The 15,934-nt window shown below is 55.7% G+C and carries 15 protein-coding genes; all 15 read left to right on the top strand.

The genetic code is table 11. The features are described from left to right. Positions 1 to 159 precede the first annotated feature (159 nt). On the top strand, positions 160 to 618 hold the full coding sequence (mraZ, locus tag RT644_RS21180; RefSeq protein WP_097406975.1) for a division/cell wall cluster transcriptional repressor MraZ: 459 nt from the start codon (positions 160 to 162) through the stop codon (positions 616 to 618). Positions 619 to 620: 2 nt separating this feature from the next. Next, the gene (rsmH, locus tag RT644_RS21185; protein ID WP_044489787.1) at positions 621 to 1,562 is read left to right on the top strand and encodes a 16S rRNA (cytosine(1402)-N(4))-methyltransferase RsmH; all 942 of its coding nucleotides are present in this window, start codon (positions 621 to 623) and stop codon (positions 1,560 to 1,562) included. Beyond that, the gene (gene ftsL, locus RT644_RS21190; RefSeq protein ID WP_017457921.1) at positions 1,559 to 1,924 is read left to right on the top strand and encodes a cell division protein FtsL; all 366 of its coding nucleotides are present in this window, start codon (positions 1,559 to 1,561) and stop codon (positions 1,922 to 1,924) included. The genes rsmH and ftsL overlap by 4 nt, the downstream gene beginning before the upstream one ends. 25 nt (positions 1,925 to 1,949) lie before the next feature. Beyond that, a complete protein-coding gene (locus RT644_RS21195; RefSeq protein WP_020456541.1) occupies positions 1,950 to 3,716 on the top strand; it encodes a peptidoglycan glycosyltransferase FtsI in 1,767 nt (588 codons plus the stop codon). Further along, entirely contained in the window at positions 3,703 to 5,190 is a 1,488-nt protein-coding gene (gene murE, locus RT644_RS21200) for a UDP-N-acetylmuramoyl-L-alanyl-D-glutamate--2,6-diaminopimelate ligase (RefSeq protein ID WP_313627991.1), read from the top strand. Before RT644_RS21195 ends, murE begins: the two co-directional genes overlap by 14 nt. Next, on the top strand, positions 5,187 to 6,545 hold the full coding sequence (murF, locus tag RT644_RS21205) for a UDP-N-acetylmuramoyl-tripeptide--D-alanyl-D-alanine ligase (protein WP_313627993.1): 1,359 nt from the start codon (positions 5,187 to 5,189) through the stop codon (positions 6,543 to 6,545). The genes murE and murF overlap by 4 nt, the downstream gene beginning before the upstream one ends. Then, entirely contained in the window at positions 6,539 to 7,621 is a 1,083-nt protein-coding gene (mraY, locus tag RT644_RS21210) for a phospho-N-acetylmuramoyl-pentapeptide-transferase (RefSeq protein ID WP_020456544.1), read from the top strand. The genes murF and mraY overlap by 7 nt, the downstream gene beginning before the upstream one ends. A 2-nt stretch (positions 7,622 to 7,623) precedes the next feature. Continuing rightward, positions 7,624 to 8,940, top strand: a complete 1,317-nt coding sequence (gene murD, locus RT644_RS21215; protein ID WP_313627995.1) for a UDP-N-acetylmuramoyl-L-alanine--D-glutamate ligase — start codon at positions 7,624 to 7,626, stop codon at positions 8,938 to 8,940. Continuing rightward, complete coding sequence (ftsW, locus tag RT644_RS21220) at positions 8,940 to 10,181, top strand: cell division protein FtsW (RefSeq protein ID WP_020456546.1); 1,242 nt, start codon at positions 8,940 to 8,942, stop codon at positions 10,179 to 10,181. The genes murD and ftsW overlap by 1 nt, the downstream gene beginning before the upstream one ends. Further along, a complete protein-coding gene (gene murG / locus RT644_RS21225) occupies positions 10,181 to 11,248 on the top strand; it encodes an undecaprenyldiphospho-muramoylpentapeptide beta-N-acetylglucosaminyltransferase (RefSeq protein ID WP_313627997.1) in 1,068 nt (355 codons plus the stop codon). The genes ftsW and murG overlap by 1 nt, the downstream gene beginning before the upstream one ends. Before the next feature lie 56 nt (positions 11,249 to 11,304). Beyond that, entirely contained in the window at positions 11,305 to 12,780 is a 1,476-nt protein-coding gene (gene murC, locus RT644_RS21230) for a UDP-N-acetylmuramate--L-alanine ligase (protein ID WP_313627999.1), read from the top strand. Beyond that, positions 12,773 to 13,693, top strand: coding sequence for a D-alanine--D-alanine ligase (locus tag RT644_RS21235; protein WP_313628001.1), 921 nt, complete (start codon positions 12,773 to 12,775; stop codon positions 13,691 to 13,693). Before murC ends, RT644_RS21235 begins: the two co-directional genes overlap by 8 nt. Before the next feature lies 1 nt (position 13,694). Further along, a complete protein-coding gene (gene ftsQ / locus RT644_RS21240; RefSeq protein WP_045511930.1) occupies positions 13,695 to 14,543 on the top strand; it encodes a cell division protein FtsQ in 849 nt (282 codons plus the stop codon). Beyond that, on the top strand, positions 14,540 to 15,796 hold the full coding sequence (gene ftsA, locus RT644_RS21245; protein WP_017457932.1) for a cell division protein FtsA: 1,257 nt from the start codon (positions 14,540 to 14,542) through the stop codon (positions 15,794 to 15,796). Before ftsQ ends, ftsA begins: the two co-directional genes overlap by 4 nt. Before the next feature lie 61 nt (positions 15,797 to 15,857). Then, positions 15,858 to 15,934 (top strand): hypothetical protein (locus tag RT644_RS21250; RefSeq protein WP_313628006.1); only part of this gene is annotated, 77 nt, incomplete at its 3' end.

Here is a 15,934-nt window from a genome sequence, read left to right on the forward strand (position 1 = left end):
CTATTTCACCGACGCAGATATTCGCTGCGAATAAGGGATCTTTTGTTCTGGTTAGCCATTGCGCTGGCTTGACAAGCTTTTCCTCCGCTCCGTAAACTCCCTCAGTGGGGATTTGTGGGATAAAGTGGTGTAAAAGGGTCACCTGGGGGTGAATCGGAAATGTTCCGTGGAGCGACGTTAGTCAATCTCGACAGCAAAGGGCGGTTATCCGTTCCCACCCGATATCGGGATTTGCTGCAGGAGAATGCCTCCGGTCAAATGGTTTGCACCATTGACATCCGTCACTCATGCCTGCTGCTTTACCCTTTGCCCGAATGGGAAATTATCGAGCAAAAACTGTCGCGTCTGTCGAGCATGAACCCGCTCGAACGGCGCGTACAACGTTTGTTGCTGGGGCATGCCAGCGAGTGCCAGATGGATAGCGCCGGGCGCATTTTGATTGCGCCTGTTTTACGGCAACACGCCGGATTAACGAAAGAAGTGATGCTGGTCGGGCAGTTCAATAAATTTGAGCTGTGGGACGAAACGACCTGGTATCAACAGGTCAGGGAAGATATCGACGCTGAGCAATCGGGTTCCGAAGCGCTTTCGGATCGGTTGCAGGATTTGTCTCTGTAATGATGATGGAAAATTTTAAACACACGACGGTGCTGCTGGATGAGGCCGTTAACGGCCTGAATATTCGTCCGGATGGCATTTACATCGATGGCACTTTTGGTCGCGGTGGTCACTCGCGCTTGATCCTCTCCCAACTGGGAGCGGAAGGACGCTTGCTGGCGATCGATCGCGATCCGCAGGCGATTGCTGTAGCACAAACCATTGATGATCCCCGCTTCTCCATCATTCATGGTCCCTTTTCTGCGCTTGCTGATTATGTCAGCGAGCGCGACCTTATTGGCAAGATTGACGGCATTCTCCTCGATCTTGGCGTCTCTTCACCGCAGCTTGACGATCCGGAACGCGGCTTTTCCTTTATGCGTGATGGCCCGTTAGACATGCGTATGGATCCCACTCGCGGTCAGTCTGCCGCCGAATGGTTACAAACCGCTGATGAAGCCGACATCGCCTGGGTTTTAAAAACCTTTGGTGAGGAACGCTTTGCCAAACGTATTGCCCGCGCCATCGTCGAGCGCAACCGTCTCGATCCCATGACCCGCACCAAAGAGCTGGCGGAAGTGGTGGCGGCGGCAACGCCGGTGAAAGACAAATTCAAACATCCCGCGACCCGTACCTTCCAGGCGGTGCGCATTTGGGTGAACAGTGAACTGGAGGAGATAGAGCTGGCGCTAAAAAACTCGCTCGGCGTGCTTGCCCCGGGAGGGCGGCTTTCGATTATCAGCTTCCATTCACTGGAAGATCGCATTGTGAAACGCTTTATGCGTGAGCAAAGCCGTGGCCCGCAGGTTCCTGCCGGGTTGCCGATGACCGAAGAGCAACTCAGGAAACTGGGTGGCCGTCAGCTGCGAGCCTTAGGAAAGTTGATGCCGGGCGAAGAAGAAGTGGCTGAAAACCCACGTGCCCGTAGTTCAGTTCTGCGTATTGCAGAGAGGACGAACGCATGATCGGCAGAGTGACAGAGACCCTGAGCAAAGTGAAGGGATCGTTAGGAAGCAACGAGCGCCATGCTTTGCCTGGCGTGATCGGCGACGATCTTTTGCGATTTGGGAAACTGCCACTCTGCTTGTTCATTTGCATCATTATGACGGCAGTGACGGTGGTCACTACCGCCCATCACACGCGTTTATTAACCGCACAGCGTGAACAACTGGTTATAGAGCGCGACGCGCTGGATATCGAATGGCGCAACCTGATCCTTGAAGAGAATGCGCTCGGCGATCACAGCCGGGTTGAACGGATCGCCACAGAGAAGCTGCAAATGCAGCATGTCGATCCCTCACAGGAAAATATTGTGGTGCAGAAATAGAGATGAATAAGGAATCACGCAACGCATGAAAGCAGCGGCGAAAACGCTTAAACCGAAACGCCAGGAAGAACAGGCCAACTTTGTCAGTTGGCGTTTTGCGTTGCTTTGCGGTTGTATTCTGCTGGCACTGATGTTTCTGCTCGGACGCGTTGCCTACCTGCAAGTCGTCAATCCGGACATGCTGGTGCGTGAAGGGGATATGCGTTCCCTGCGTGTACAAGAAGTTGCGACGTCGCGCGGGATGATAACCGACCGTTCTGGCCGCCCGCTGGCGGTGAGTGTCCCGGTGAAAGCCATCTGGGCGGATCCGAAAGAGCTGCACGATGCGGGTGGTGTGACGCTCGATAATCGCTGGAAAGCGCTCTCTGACGCGCTGAATATGCCGCTCGACCAGCTTGCTTCACGCATCAATGCCAACCCGAAGATGCGCTTTATTTATCTTGCGCGTCAGGTTAACCCGGATCTCGGTGATTACATTAAAAAGCTGAAATTACCCGGGATTCATCTGCGTGAAGAGTCTCGCCGTTACTATCCATCCGGAGAAGTGACTGCTCACCTCATCGGTTTTACCAACGTCGACAGCCAGGGTATTGAAGGCGTTGAGAAGAGCTTTGATAAATGGCTCACCGGTCAGCCGGGCGAACGCATTGTGCGTAAAGACCGCTACGGGCGCGTGATAGAAGATATTTCGTCTACCGATAGCCAGGCGGCGCACAATCTCGCATTAAGTATTGATGAACGTTTGCAGGCGCTGGTCTATCGCGAGCTGAATAACGCCGTAGCGTTTAACAAAGCAGAGTCGGGCAGCGCCGTGCTGGTGGATGTGAACACCGGCGAAGTGCTGGCAATGGCCAACAGTCCTTCCTATAACCCAAACAACTTCACCGGCACATCGAAAGACGCGATGCGTAACCGCGCTATTACCGACGTATTTGAGCCGGGTTCCACCGTGAAACCGATGGTGGTTATGACCGCGTTACAGCGCGGCGTAGTGACGCCAAATACGGTGCTGAACACGGTGCCTTATCGTATTAACGGCCATGAAATCAAAGACGTGGCGCGATACAGCGAATTAACCCTCACCGGGGTCTTACAGAAGTCGAGTAACGTCGGTGTTTCTAAGCTGGCGTTAGCGATGCCCTCCTCAGCGTTAGTAGATACTTACTCACGTTTTGGCCTGGGAAAAACGACCAATTTGGGGATGGTCGGGGAACGCAGTGGCTTATTTCCTCAAAAACAACGGTGGTCTGACATAGAGAGGGCCACCTTCTCTTTCGGCTACGGGCTAATGGTAACGCCGTTACAGTTAGCGCGAGTCTACGCAACCATTGGCAGCTACGGCATCTACCGTCCGCTGTCGATCACCAAAGTTGATCCGCCAGTTCCGGGCGAACGCATCTTCAACGAATCCATTGTCCGTACCGTGGTGCACATGATGGAGAGCGTGGCGCTGCCAGGCGGTGGCGGTGTGAAAGCCGCCATCAAGGGTTATCGCATCGCGATTAAAACCGGTACGGCGAAAAAAGTCGGCCCCGATGGCCGCTATATCAATAAATACATTGCTTACACCGCTGGCGTCGCGCCTGCCAGCCGCCCGCGCTTTGCGCTGGTGGTGGTCATCAACGATCCGCAAGCGGGTAAATACTACGGTGGCGCCGTGTCCGCGCCGGTCTTTGGTGCCATCATGGGGGGCGTTCTGCGCACCATGAACATTGAGCCGGATGCGCTGACCACGGGCGAAAAAAGTGAATTTGTAATTAATCAAGGCGAGGGATCAGGTGGCAGATCGTAATTTGCGCGACCTTCTCGCTCCGTGGGTGCCAATGCTACCTGCGCGAGCGCTACGAGAGATGACACTCGACAGCCGTGTGGCTGCCTCGGGCGATCTTTTTGTGGCAGTGGTCGGTCATCAGGCGGACGGGCGTCGATATATCCCGCAGGCGATTGCGCAAGGTGTTGCTGCCATTATTGCTGAAGCGAAAGATGAAGCGAATGACGGTGAAGTTCGTGAAATGCACGGCGTTCCGGTCATTTACCTCAGCCAGTTGAATGAGCGCCTTTCCGCGCTGGCAGGCCGTTTTTATGGTGAGCCTTCCGGGCAATTACGTCTTATCGGCGTAACCGGTACTAACGGTAAGACCACCACCACACAGTTACTGGCGCAGTGGAGCCAACTGCTTGGCGAAACCAGCGCGGTGATGGGCACAGTGGGCAACGGTCTGTTGGGTAACATCGTACCGACGGAAAATACCACCGGATCTGCTGTCGACGTTCAGCACGTCATTGCCGGGCTGGCGGCGCAAAACGCGACCTTTGCGGCGATGGAAGTCTCTTCCCATGGCCTGGTACAGCATCGCGTGGCGGCACTGAAATTTGCCGCCAGCGTGTTCACCAATTTAAGCCGCGATCACCTGGATTATCACGGTGATATGGCGAACTACGAAGCCGCGAAATGGCTGTTGTTCTCTTCTCATCATTATGGTCAGGCGATCATTAATGCCGACGACGAAGTTGGCCGTCGCTGGCTGGCCAAATTACCGGACGCCGTTGCGGTATCGATGGAAGACAATATCAATCCGGACTGTCATGGTCGCTGGTTGAAAGCCGTGAGCGTTGATTATCACGACAGCGGTGCGACGATCCATTTCGACTCCTCATGGGGCGAAGGTGAAATTGAAAGCCGCCTGATGGGGGCGTTTAACGTCAGCAACCTGCTGCTGGCGCTGGCGACGTTGCTGGCGCTGGGTTACCCGCTGAGTGAACTGCTGAAAACCGCATCACGTCTGCAACCAGTTTGCGGTCGTATGGAAGTGTTCAGCGCGCCGGGTAAACCGACCGTGGTGGTGGATTATGCCCATACGCCGGATGCGCTGGAAAAAGCGCTGCAGGCGGCGCGTCTGCACTGTACTGGCAAGCTGTGGTGCGTGTTTGGCTGTGGCGGCGATCGCGATAAAGGCAAACGTCCATTAATGGGCGCGATTGCTGAGCAGTTCTCTGATGTACCGGTGGTGACGGACGACAATCCGCGTACCGAGGAGCCGCGCGCCATTATTAATGACATCCTCGCGGGCATGCTGGATGCGGGTCAGGCTCGCGTGGTGGAAGGCCGGGCAGAAGCGGTGACCAATGCCATCATGCAAGCCAAAGAGAACGATGTCGTGCTGCTGGCCGGTAAAGGCCATGAAGATTATCAGATTGTGGGTACACGCCGTCTGGATTACTCCGACCGCGTCACCGCGGCGCGTTTGCTGGGGGTAGTAGCATGATTAGCGTAACGCTGAGTCAACTTACCCGCACGCTGCACGCGGAACTGCACGGCCAGGATGTGGTGATTGAGGCGGTAACCAGCGACACACGTAAACTGACGCCGGGCTGCCTGTTTCTTGCGCTGAAAGGCGAGCGTTTTGATGCTCACGACTTCGCTGACAAAGCGAAAGAAGGGGGCGCGGGCGCGCTGCTGGTGAGCCGAAAACTGGATATCGACCTGCCGCAGTTAGTGGTGCAGGACACCCGCCAGGCCTTTGGCGAACTGGCTGCCTGGGTTCGCCAGCAAGTGCCAACGCGCGTGGTGGCGCTGACCGGTTCTTCCGGCAAGACGTCAGTGAAAGAGATGACCGCTGCCATTCTGAGTGAATGCGGCAATACGCTCTACACCGCCGGCAATCTTAACAATGATATCGGCGTGCCAATGACCTTGTTGCGCCTGACCAAAGAGCACCAGTTTGCGGTGATTGAACTGGGGGCGAACCACCAGGGCGAAATCGCCTGGACTGTTAGCTTGACGCGCCCGGAAGCGGCGCTGGTCAATAACCTGGCGGCAGCGCATCTGGAAGGCTTTGGCTCGCTTGCCGGTGTGGCGAAAGCGAAAGGCGAAATCTACACCGGTCTGCCCGCTAACGGTATCGCCATTATGAATGCCGACAATAATGACTGGCTGAACTGGCAGAGCATCATTGGCGATCGCAAAGTCTGGCGCTTCTCCCCCAACGCAGCGAGCAGCGATTTTACCGCGACGAATGTACATGTGACTTCACATGGCACTGAGTTCACGCTGCAAACCCCAACCGGCAATGTGGATGTCACTCTGCCACTGCCGGGTCGCCACAACATCGCCAATTCGCTGGCAGCAACGGCGCTGGCAATGGCGGTTGGCGCAAGCCTGGACGCGGTAAAACGCGGGCTAGCAAACCTGAAAGCCGTACCGGGGCGCTTATTCCCGGTGCAGTTGGGTGAAAACCAACTGCTGCTGGATGACACCTATAACGCCAACGTTGGTTCTATGACCGCGGCTGCCCATGTGTTGTCCGAAATGCCGGGTTATCGGGTGATGGTGGTTGGCGATATGGCCGAACTGGGTGATGAGAGCGAAGCGTGTCATATCCAGGTCGGTGAAGCGGCGAAAGCCGTCGGCATTGATAAAGTTCTGAGCGTCGGCACGTTGAGCAAAGCGTTGAGCAAAGCCAGCGGCGTAGGCGAGCATTTTAACGATAAAGCGGCAGTAACAGCGCGCTTAAAGGCGCTCATCGCTGAGCAGAAAATTATTACTATTTTGGTGAAAGGTTCACGTAGCTCCGCCATGGAAGAGGTGGTACGCGAATTACAGGAGAACGGGACATGTTAGTGTGGCTGGCCGAACATTTGGTCAAATATTATTCCGGCTTTAACGTCTTTTCCTATTTGACGTTTCGCGCCATTGTCAGCCTGCTGACCGCGCTCTTCATCTCCTTGTGGATGGGGCCGCGCATGATTGCCCGCTTGCAAAAACTCTCTTTTGGTCAGGTTGTACGTAACGACGGCCCGGAATCGCACTTCAGCAAACGCGGTACGCCGACGATGGGCGGGATCATGATCCTGACCGCGATTGTGGTTTCTGTTGTGCTATGGGCGTACCCATCCAACCCCTACGTCTGGTGTGTTCTTGTCGTGTTGGTAGGTTATGGCGCGATTGGCTTTGTCGATGACTACCGCAAAGTGGTGCGCAAAGACACCAAGGGCTTGATTGCACGCTGGAAGTATTTCTGGATGTCGGTTATCGCGCTGGGCGTAGCGTTTGCGCTCTATCTGGCGGGCAAAGATACCCCCGCGACCGAGCTGGTGGTGCCGTTCTTTAAAGATGTGATGCCGCAACTGGGCATGTTTTACATTCTGCTGGCTTATTTCGTGATTGTTGGCACCGGTAACGCGGTCAACCTGACGGATGGCCTGGATGGCCTGGCGATTATGCCGACGGTCTTCGTTGCTGGCGGTTTTGCGCTGGTGGCGTGGGCGACCGGCAACATGAACTTTGCTAACTATCTGCACATTCCTTATCTGCGTCATGCAGGGGAACTGGTGATTGTCTGTACGGCGATTGTCGGCGCTGGGTTAGGGTTCTTGTGGTTTAACACCTATCCGGCACAGGTTTTTATGGGCGATGTCGGTTCACTGGCGCTGGGCGGCGCGCTGGGCATTATCGCCGTGCTGCTGCGGCAGGAGTTCCTGCTGGTGATCATGGGCGGGGTGTTTGTGGTGGAAACACTGTCGGTCATTTTGCAGGTTGGTTCATTCAAACTGCGCGGCCAACGTATTTTCCGTATGGCGCCGATTCATCACCACTATGAACTGAAAGGCTGGCCGGAACCGCGCGTGATCGTGCGCTTCTGGATTATTTCGCTGATGCTGGTGCTGATTGGCCTGGCAACGCTGAAGGTACGTTAATCATGGCTGATTACCAGGGTAAAAAAGTCGTCATCATCGGTTTGGGTCTCACAGGCCTTTCCTGCGTGGACTTTTTCCTCGCACGCGGTGTCACACCGCGAGTGATGGATACGCGCGTTTCTCCGCCGGGGCTGGACAAGCTGCCGGAGGCGGTGGAGCGCCATCTTGGTAGTCTTAACGATGACTGGTTGCTGGCCGCCGATCTGGTTGTTGCGAGCCCGGGCATCGCGCTGGCGCATCCTTCTTTGAGCGCGGCGGCAGACGCTGGCGTTGAGATTGTTGGCGATATCGAGCTGTTTTGCCGTGAAGCGCAGGCACCGGTTATCGCGATTACCGGTTCCAACGGCAAAAGTACCGTGACCAAGCTGGTCGGGGAGATGGCCGAAGCTGCCGGGATGAACGTCGGGGTCGGCGGTAATATCGGTCTGCCAGCGTTGATGCTCCTCGACGATGCGCGCGAACTTTATGTGCTGGAGCTTTCCAGCTTCCAGCTGGAAACCACCTCCAGCCTGCACGCGGCGGCGGCCACCATCCTGAACGTCACGGAAGATCATATGGATCGCTATCCGTTTGGGTTGCAGCAATATCGTGCTGCCAAGCTGCGCGTCTATGAAAACGCGAAAGTGTGTGTCGTGAATGCTGATGACGCATTGACGATGCCGGTACGCGGCGCGGATGAACGTTGTGTCAGTTTTGGCGTTGATGTCGGCGATTACCACTTAAACCGCCAACAGGGTGAAACCTGGCTGCGCGTGAAAGGTGAGAAAGTGCTGAATGTGGCTGAGATGAAACTGAGCGGCCAGCACAACTACACCAACGCGCTGGCAGCGCTGGCGTTGGCGGATGCCGTTGGTTTACCGCGCGCCAGCAGTCTGAAAGCGCTGACGACATTTACCGGGCTGGCGCACCGCTTCCAGCTGGCGCTGGAGCATAACGGCGTGCGCTGGATCAACGACTCGAAAGCAACGAACGTCGGTAGCACCGAAGCGGCGCTGAATGGCCTGCATGTCGAGGGTACGCTGCATTTGCTGCTCGGCGGTGACGGGAAATCGGCAGATTTCTCTCCGTTGAAGCGTTACCTGAGCGGCGATCGTATTCGTCTTTACTGCTTCGGCCGTGACGGCGCGGAGCTGGCGGCGCTGCGCCCGGAAATCGCGGATCAAACCGAGACAATGGATCAGGCCATGCGGCTCATCGCGACACGTGTACAGCCGGGCGATATGGTGCTGTTGTCACCCGCTTGCGCCAGCCTCGATCAGTTTAAAAATTTCGAACAACGGGGTGATGTCTTTACCCGTCTGGCGCAGGAGTTAGGCTGATGCGTTTAACGCTCCCCCGCCCAAGAATGCCGCGCCTGCCAGGATTGAGTATCCTGGCCTGGTTGTTTACGGCGTTAAAAGGCTGGGTCATGGGCTCGCGACAGAAGGACACTGATAGCCTGGTCATGTATGACCGCACGCTGCTGTGGCTGACGTTGGGCCTTGCGGCAATCGGCTTTATCATGGTGACGTCGGCGTCGATGCCAGTTGGACAGCGTCTGACGGACGATCCCTTCTTCTTTGCCAAGCGTCACGCGCTGTACCTGTTCCTGGCGTTTTGTATGTCGATGGTGACATTACGGCTGCCAATGGATTTCTGGCAAAAATACAGCTCAGCAATGCTGATCGCCGCGATCATCATGCTGCTGGTGGTGCTGGTTGTGGGGAGTTCGATCAACGGGGCATCGCGCTGGATTGATCTCGGGCTGATGCGTTTCCAGCCTGCGGAGTTCACCAAGCTGTCGCTGTTCTGCTATCTGGCGAACTACCTGGTGCGCAAAGTAGACGAAGTGCGAAACAACCTGCGCGGCTTCTTAAAACCGATGGGCGTGATCCTGGTGCTGGCGGTGTTGCTGCTGGCGCAGCCGGACCTTGGTACGGTGGTTGTACTGTTTATCACCACGCTGGCGATGCTGTTCCTGGCGGGGGCGAAGTTGTGGCAGTTCATCGCCATTATCGGGATGGGTATTTCCGCAGTGGTACTGCTGATCCTTGCCGAACCTTATCGTATTCGCCGCGTAACGTCGTTCTGGAACCCGTGGGAAGATCCCTTTGGTAGCGGTTATCAGCTTACCCAGTCATTAATGGCGTTTGGCCGCGGTGAATTGTGGGGCCAGGGCTTAGGTAATTCGATTCAGAAACTTGAGTATCTGCCGGAAGCGCACACCGACTTTATCTTCTCCATTATCGGCGAAGAACTCGGTTATATCGGTGTGGTAGTGGCACTTTTAATGGTATTCTTCGTCGCTTTCCGCGCCATGTCTATCGGGCGTAAAGCGCTGGAAATCGATCATCGTTTTTCTGGTTTTCTGGCCTGCTCAATAGGTATCTGGTTTAGCTTCCAGGCGCTGGTTAACGTTGGTGCGGCGGCGGGTATGTTGCCGACCAAAGGGTTAACGCTGCCGCTTATCAGTTACGGTGGTTCCAGTTTATTAATTATGTCAGTGGCGATTACGCTGCTGCTACGCATAGATTATGAAACGCGTCTGGAGAAAGCCCAGGCGTTTACTCGAGGTGTGTGATGAGTGGTCAACCAAAGCGGTTAATGGTGATGGCGGGCGGTACCGGCGGGCATGTGTTCCCCGGTCTTGCGGTCGCGCACCATTTAATGGATCAGGGCTGGCAAGTGCGCTGGCTCGGAACCGCCGATCGCATGGAGGCTGATCTGGTGCCGAAGCACGGCATTGAGATCGATTTCATCCGCATCTCTGGTCTGCGCGGCAAAGGTATTAAGGCGCAGTTGCTGGCGCCGGTGCGTATCTTCAACGCCTGGCGTCAGGCGCGCGCCATTATGCAACGCTTTAAGCCTGATGTGGTGCTGGGGATGGGCGGCTATGTTTCCGGTCCTGGCGGGCTAGCGGCCTGGTCGCTTGGTATTCCGGTGGTGCTGCATGAGCAAAACGGCATTGCCGGTTTGACCAACAAATGGCTGGCGAAAATCGCCACCAAAGTGATGCAGGCGTTTCCGGGTGCTTTCCCGACAGCGGAAGTGGTGGGGAACCCGGTTCGTGTCGATGTGTTGGCGCTGCCGCTGCCGCAGCAACGCTTGCCTGGTCGCGAAGGCCCGGTGCGAGTGTTGGTTGTTGGTGGTTCGCAAGGCGCGCGCGTACTTAACCAGACGATGCCGCAGGTTGCGGCAAAGTTAGGGGCCGCGGTCACTATCTGGCATCAGAGCGGGAAGGGTGCCCAGCTGGAGGTTGAGCGAGCTTATGCAAGCGCTGGCGAACCTCAGCATAAAGTTACTGAATTTATTGACGATATGGCTCAAGCCTATGCGTGGGCGGATGTGGTGGTGTGCCGCTCTGGTGCGTTGACGGTTAGCGAGATCGCCGCAGCTGGTTTACCGGCGCTGTTTGTACCGTTCCAGCATAAGGACCGGCAGCAGTACTGGAATGCCTTGCCGCTGGAAAAAGCGGGCGCGGCGAAGATTCTGGAGCAACCGCAATTTACCGTAGATGCGGTGGCTGCAACGCTCGCGGGCTGGAACCGCGAAGCATTACTGGAGATGGCCGAACGCGCGCGCGCGGCAGCGATCCCGGATGCTACCGAACGGGTGGCAAACGAAGTGAGCCTGGCAGCTCAGGCATAAATACTGGCGACGCCTTTTGCGTCGCGCAAATTTAAGTAGTCGATGGCGTTTAGAGAATGAATACACAAGAACTGGCGAAACTGCGTTCAATCGTGCCCGAGATGCGTCGCGTCCGGCACATTCACTTTGTCGGCATTGGCGGTGCTGGCATGGGCGGTATTGCCGAAGTGCTGGCCAACGAAGGCTACCAGATTAGCGGCTCCGATTTGGCGCCCAATCCGGTTACGCAGCAATTGACGTCGCTTGGCGCCACGATTTATTTCAACCACCGCCCGGAAAACGTAAGCGATGCGAGCGTAGTGGTGGTTTCCAGCGCGATCTCTGCTGATAACCCGGAAATCGTCGCGGCACATGAAGCGCGCATTCCGGTGATTCGCCGTGCAGAGATGCTGGCAGAATTAATGCGTTTTCGCCACGGCATCGCCATTGCCGGTACGCACGGCAAAACGACCACCACCGCGATGGTGGCAAGTATTTATGCAGAAGCCGGGCTGGACCCGACTTTTGTTAATGGTGGCCTGGTTAAAGCCGCTGGCGTGCATGCGCGCCTGGGGCACAGCCGTTACCTGATTGCTGAAGCGGACGAGAGCGATGCCTCGTTCCTGCATCTGCAACCGATGGTGGCGATCGTCACCAATATCGAAGCTGACCACATGGATACCTACCAGGGCGACTTCGAGAATTTAAAAACGACCTTTATCAACTTCCTGCACAACCTGCCGTTCTATGGCCGTGCGGTGATGTGCGTCGACGATCCGGTGATTCGGGAGCTGTTGCCGCGTGTAGGTCGCCAGATTACGACCTACGGCTTTAGCGATGATGCGGATGTTCGCGTGGAAAACTACTGCCAGGTTGGTCCGCAAGGGCACTTTACGCTGGTGCGCCAGGATAAACCGGAACTGCGCGTGACGCTGAATGCGCCTGGTCGCCATAACGCGTTAAACGCGGCGGCGGCTGTTGCGGTAGCGACGGAAGAGGGGATCGAAGATGACGCGATCCTGCGCGCGCTGGAAAGCTTCCAGGGCACAGGCCGCCGTTTCGACTTCCTCGGTGAATACCCGCTGCAAGATGTAAACGGTAAAGCCGGTACCGCGATGTTGGTTGACGATTATGGTCACCATCCGACAGAAGTGGACGCCACTATCAAAGCGGCGCGTGCAGGCTGGCCGGATAAAAACCTGGTGATGCTGTTTCAGCCGCACCGTTACACGCGTACTCGCGATCTGTATGACGATTTTGCCAATGTGCTGACCCAGGTGGATTCGCTGTTGATGCTGGAAGTTTATCCGGCGGGCGAAGCAGCGATCCCTGGTGCAGATAGCCGTTCTCTGTGCCGCACTATTCGCGGGCGCGGCAAGATCGATCCGATTCTGGTATCCGATCCGGCGCAGGTTGCCGCGATGCTGGCACCGGTACTGACCGGTAACGATCTGATCCTGATCCAGGGTGCCGGTAACGTCGGGAAGATTGCGCGCAGCCTGGCCGAGAGCAAACTGAAACCGCAGGCTGTGGAGGAGGAGCGCCGTGGCTGAGAAAGTAGCGGTTCTGCTGGGCGGAACCTCCGCCGAGCGTGACGTTTCGCTTAATTCCGGTGCAGCGGTGCTGGCAGGTTTGCGTGAAGGCGGTGTTGATGCGCATGGTGTGGATCCGCGCGATGTGGATGTCACCCGCCTGAAAGAGATGGGGTTCAGTAAAGCGTTTATCGCCCTGCATGGCCGCGGCGGCGAAGATGGTACTCTGCAGGGGCTGCTGGAATTAACCGATATTCCCTATACCGGAAGCGGTGTGATGGCCTCGGCGATTTCGATGGATAAATGGCGCAGCAAGCTGTTGTGGCAGGGGGCAGGGTTGCCCGTCGCGCCGTGGGTAGCACTGACGCGCGGCGAATTTGAATCAGGCCTGAAAATTATTGATATTCAACGGATTGAGGTGCTGGGGTTACCTGTTATTGTCAAGCCCAGCCGCGAAGGCTCAAGCGTCGGGATGTCAAAGGTCGATAAAAAAGAAGAACTGCATGCATCGTTAGCGCTTGCATTTCAACATGATGATGAAGTTCTGATCGAAAAATGGCTCTGTGGGCCGGAATTTACCGTCGCATTGCTTGGAAATGAAATTTTACCGTCGATTCGTATTCAACCGGCGGGAATCTTCTATGATTATGAGGCGAAATATCTCTCTGATGAGACGAAGTATTTTTGCCCATCAGGTCTGGAAGCGGACAATGAAGCAGCATTACAAGCCCTGGCACGTGAAGCCTGGCAAATTTTAGGCTGTCGTGGCTGGGGCCGTATTGATGTCATGCTGGACAGCGATGGACAGTTTTATTTGCTGGAAGCGAACACGTCACCAGGAATGACCAGCCATAGTCTGGTGCCGATGGCGGCACGTCAGGCGGGGCTGAGTTTCTCCCAGTTAGTTGTTCGCATTCTGGAATTGGCGGAGTGATATGTCACAGGCTGCGCTGAACACGCGAAACCGCGAAGCGGAGGCTGTTAAAATCTCCCGCCGCAACAATGGAACGCGTCTTGCAGGTATCGTATTCCTGCTGACGGTGCTGTGCACTGTGTTGGTGAGTGGCTGGGTGGTACTGGGCTGGATGGACGACGCGCAGCGTTTGCCGTTATCAAAGCTGGTGTTGACAGGCGATCGCCATTACACCCGCAACGATGATATTCGCCAGTCTATTTTGGCGTTGGGCGCGCCCGGCACGTTTATGACGCAGGACGTTAATATCATTCAAAGCCAGATAGAACGTCTGCCCTGGATCAAGCAGGCGAGCGTCAGAAAACAGTGGCCAGACGAATTGAAGATTCATCTGGTTGAATATGTGCCCATTGCACGGTGGAATGATCAACATATGGTCGATGTGGACGGCAACGCATTTAGCGTGCCGGCCGAACGTACCAGTAAACAGGTTTTACCGATGTTGTACGGCCCTGAAGGGAGCGAAAGCGAAGTATTACAGGGCTACCGTGACATGGGGCAAGTGCTGGCAAAGGATAAATTCACGTTAAAAGAGGCGGCGATGACCGCGCGGCGTTCATGGCAAGTAACGCTCAGCAATGACATCAAGCTTAATCTGGGCCGTGGCGATACGATGAAACGTCTGGCGCGCTTTGTGGAACTCTACCCGGTGCTCCAGCAACAGGCGCAAACGGATGGCAAAGAGATTAGCTACGTGGATTTACGCTATGACTCAGGTGCGGCCGTAGGCTGGAAAGCGGCCCCTGTTCAGGAACCGAATCAGCAGCAAAATCAGGCACAACAGAATCAGGCACAGGCAGAGCAACAATGATCAAGGCGACGGACAGAAAACTGGTAGTAGGACTGGAGATTGGCACCGCGAAGGTCGCCGCTTTAGTAGGGGAAGTTCTGCCCGACGGTATTGTGAATATCATTGGCGTAGGCAGTTGTCCGTCTCGTGGGATGGATAAAGGCGGAGTGAACGATCTGGAATCGGTGGTGAAATGCGTTCAGCGCGCTATCGATCAGGCTGAATTGATGGCCGATTGCCAGATTTCATCGGTCTACCTTGCGCTCTCGGGGAAACATATTAGCTGTCAGAACGAAATTGGTATGGTGCCGATTTCGGAAGAAGAAGTTACGCAGGAAGATGTGGAAAACGTGGTGCATACGGCTAAATCGGTCCGCGTGCGCGATGAACACCGTGTTTTACATGTGATTCCGCAGGAGTACGCTATCGACTACCAGGAAGGGATCAAAAACCCGGTAGGTCTGTCTGGCGTACGCATGCAGGCGAAAGTGCATTTGATTACTTGCCATAACGACATGGCGAAAAACATCGTTAAAGCCGTTGAACGATGTGGTTTGAAAGTTGACCAACTTATTTTTGCCGGACTGGCTTCCAGCTACTCCGTGCTGACTGAAGATGAACGTGAGCTGGGTGTCTGCGTTGTCGACATCGGCGGTGGTACAATGGATATGGCGGTTTATACCGGCGGTGCGCTGCGTCATACCAAAGTTATCCCTTATGCCGGGAACGTGGTAACCAGCGACATTGCTTATGCCTTTGGTACACCGCCGAGCGATGCTGAGGCGATTAAAGTTCGCCATGGTTGTGCATTGGGTTCGCTGGTTGGCAAAGACGAGAGTGTTGAGGTGCCGAGTGTCGGCGGCCGTCCGCCGCGTAGCCTGCAGCGTCAGACGCTGGCAGACGTTATCGAGCCGCGCTACACCGAGCTGCTCAACCTGGTGAACGACGAAATTTTGCAGTTACAAGAACAGCTTCGCCAACAAGGTGTGAAACATCATCTGGCGGCGGGGATTGTGTTGACTGGCGGTGCTGCGCAAATGGAAGGCCTGGCGGCCTGCGCGCAGCGCGTGTTCCATACGCAGGTGCGTATTGGTGCGCCGCTCAATATTACTGGCTTAACGGATTACGCCCAGGAGCCGTATTATTCAACGGCGGTGGGGCTGCTGCACTACGGGAAAGAGACCCATTTAAGTGGTGAAGCAGAAGTTGAAAAACGCGTGTCAGTGGGTTCGTGGTTCAAAAGAATCAACAGCTGGCTGCGAAAAGAGTTTTAATTTTTTTCAGAGACCGTAGAGAATTAGCGGTTTCAGGCGACAGGCACAACGGAGAGAGATTATGTTTGAACCGATGGAATTAACCAACGACGCGGTGATTAAAGTCATCGGCGTCGGTGGCGGCGGCGGTAACGCCGT

This window comes from Kosakonia sp., from assembly GCF_032104925.1.
Lineage (GTDB): Bacteria > Pseudomonadota > Gammaproteobacteria > Enterobacterales > Enterobacteriaceae > Kosakonia.

Bases quoted from the DNA above. Each gene is read 5' to 3' on its own strand.
- ftsA (WP_017457932.1), top strand. From the start codon at position 14,540: ATGATCAAGGCGACGGACAGAAAACTGGTAGTAGGACTGGAGATTGGC.
- ftsW (WP_020456546.1), top strand. From the start codon at position 8,940: ATGCGTTTAACGCTCCCCCGCCCAAGAATGCCGCGCCTGCCAGGATTG.
- rsmH (WP_044489787.1), top strand. From the start codon at position 621: ATGATGGAAAATTTTAAACACACGACGGTGCTGCTGGATGAGGCCGTT.
- mraY (WP_020456544.1), top strand. From the start codon at position 6,539: ATGTTAGTGTGGCTGGCCGAACATTTGGTCAAATATTATTCCGGCTTT.
- murG (WP_313627997.1), top strand. From the start codon at position 10,181: ATGAGTGGTCAACCAAAGCGGTTAATGGTGATGGCGGGCGGTACCGGC.
- murD (WP_313627995.1), top strand. From the start codon at position 7,624: ATGGCTGATTACCAGGGTAAAAAAGTCGTCATCATCGGTTTGGGTCTC.
- murC (WP_313627999.1), top strand. From the start codon at position 11,305: ATGAATACACAAGAACTGGCGAAACTGCGTTCAATCGTGCCCGAGATG.
- murF (WP_313627993.1), top strand. From the start codon at position 5,187: ATGATTAGCGTAACGCTGAGTCAACTTACCCGCACGCTGCACGCGGAA.
- RT644_RS21195 (WP_020456541.1), top strand. From the start codon at position 1,950: ATGAAAGCAGCGGCGAAAACGCTTAAACCGAAACGCCAGGAAGAACAG.
- ftsQ (WP_045511930.1), top strand. From the start codon at position 13,695: ATGTCACAGGCTGCGCTGAACACGCGAAACCGCGAAGCGGAGGCTGTT.
- ftsL (WP_017457921.1), top strand. From the start codon at position 1,559: ATGATCGGCAGAGTGACAGAGACCCTGAGCAAAGTGAAGGGATCGTTA.
- mraZ (WP_097406975.1), top strand. From the start codon at position 160: ATGTTCCGTGGAGCGACGTTAGTCAATCTCGACAGCAAAGGGCGGTTA.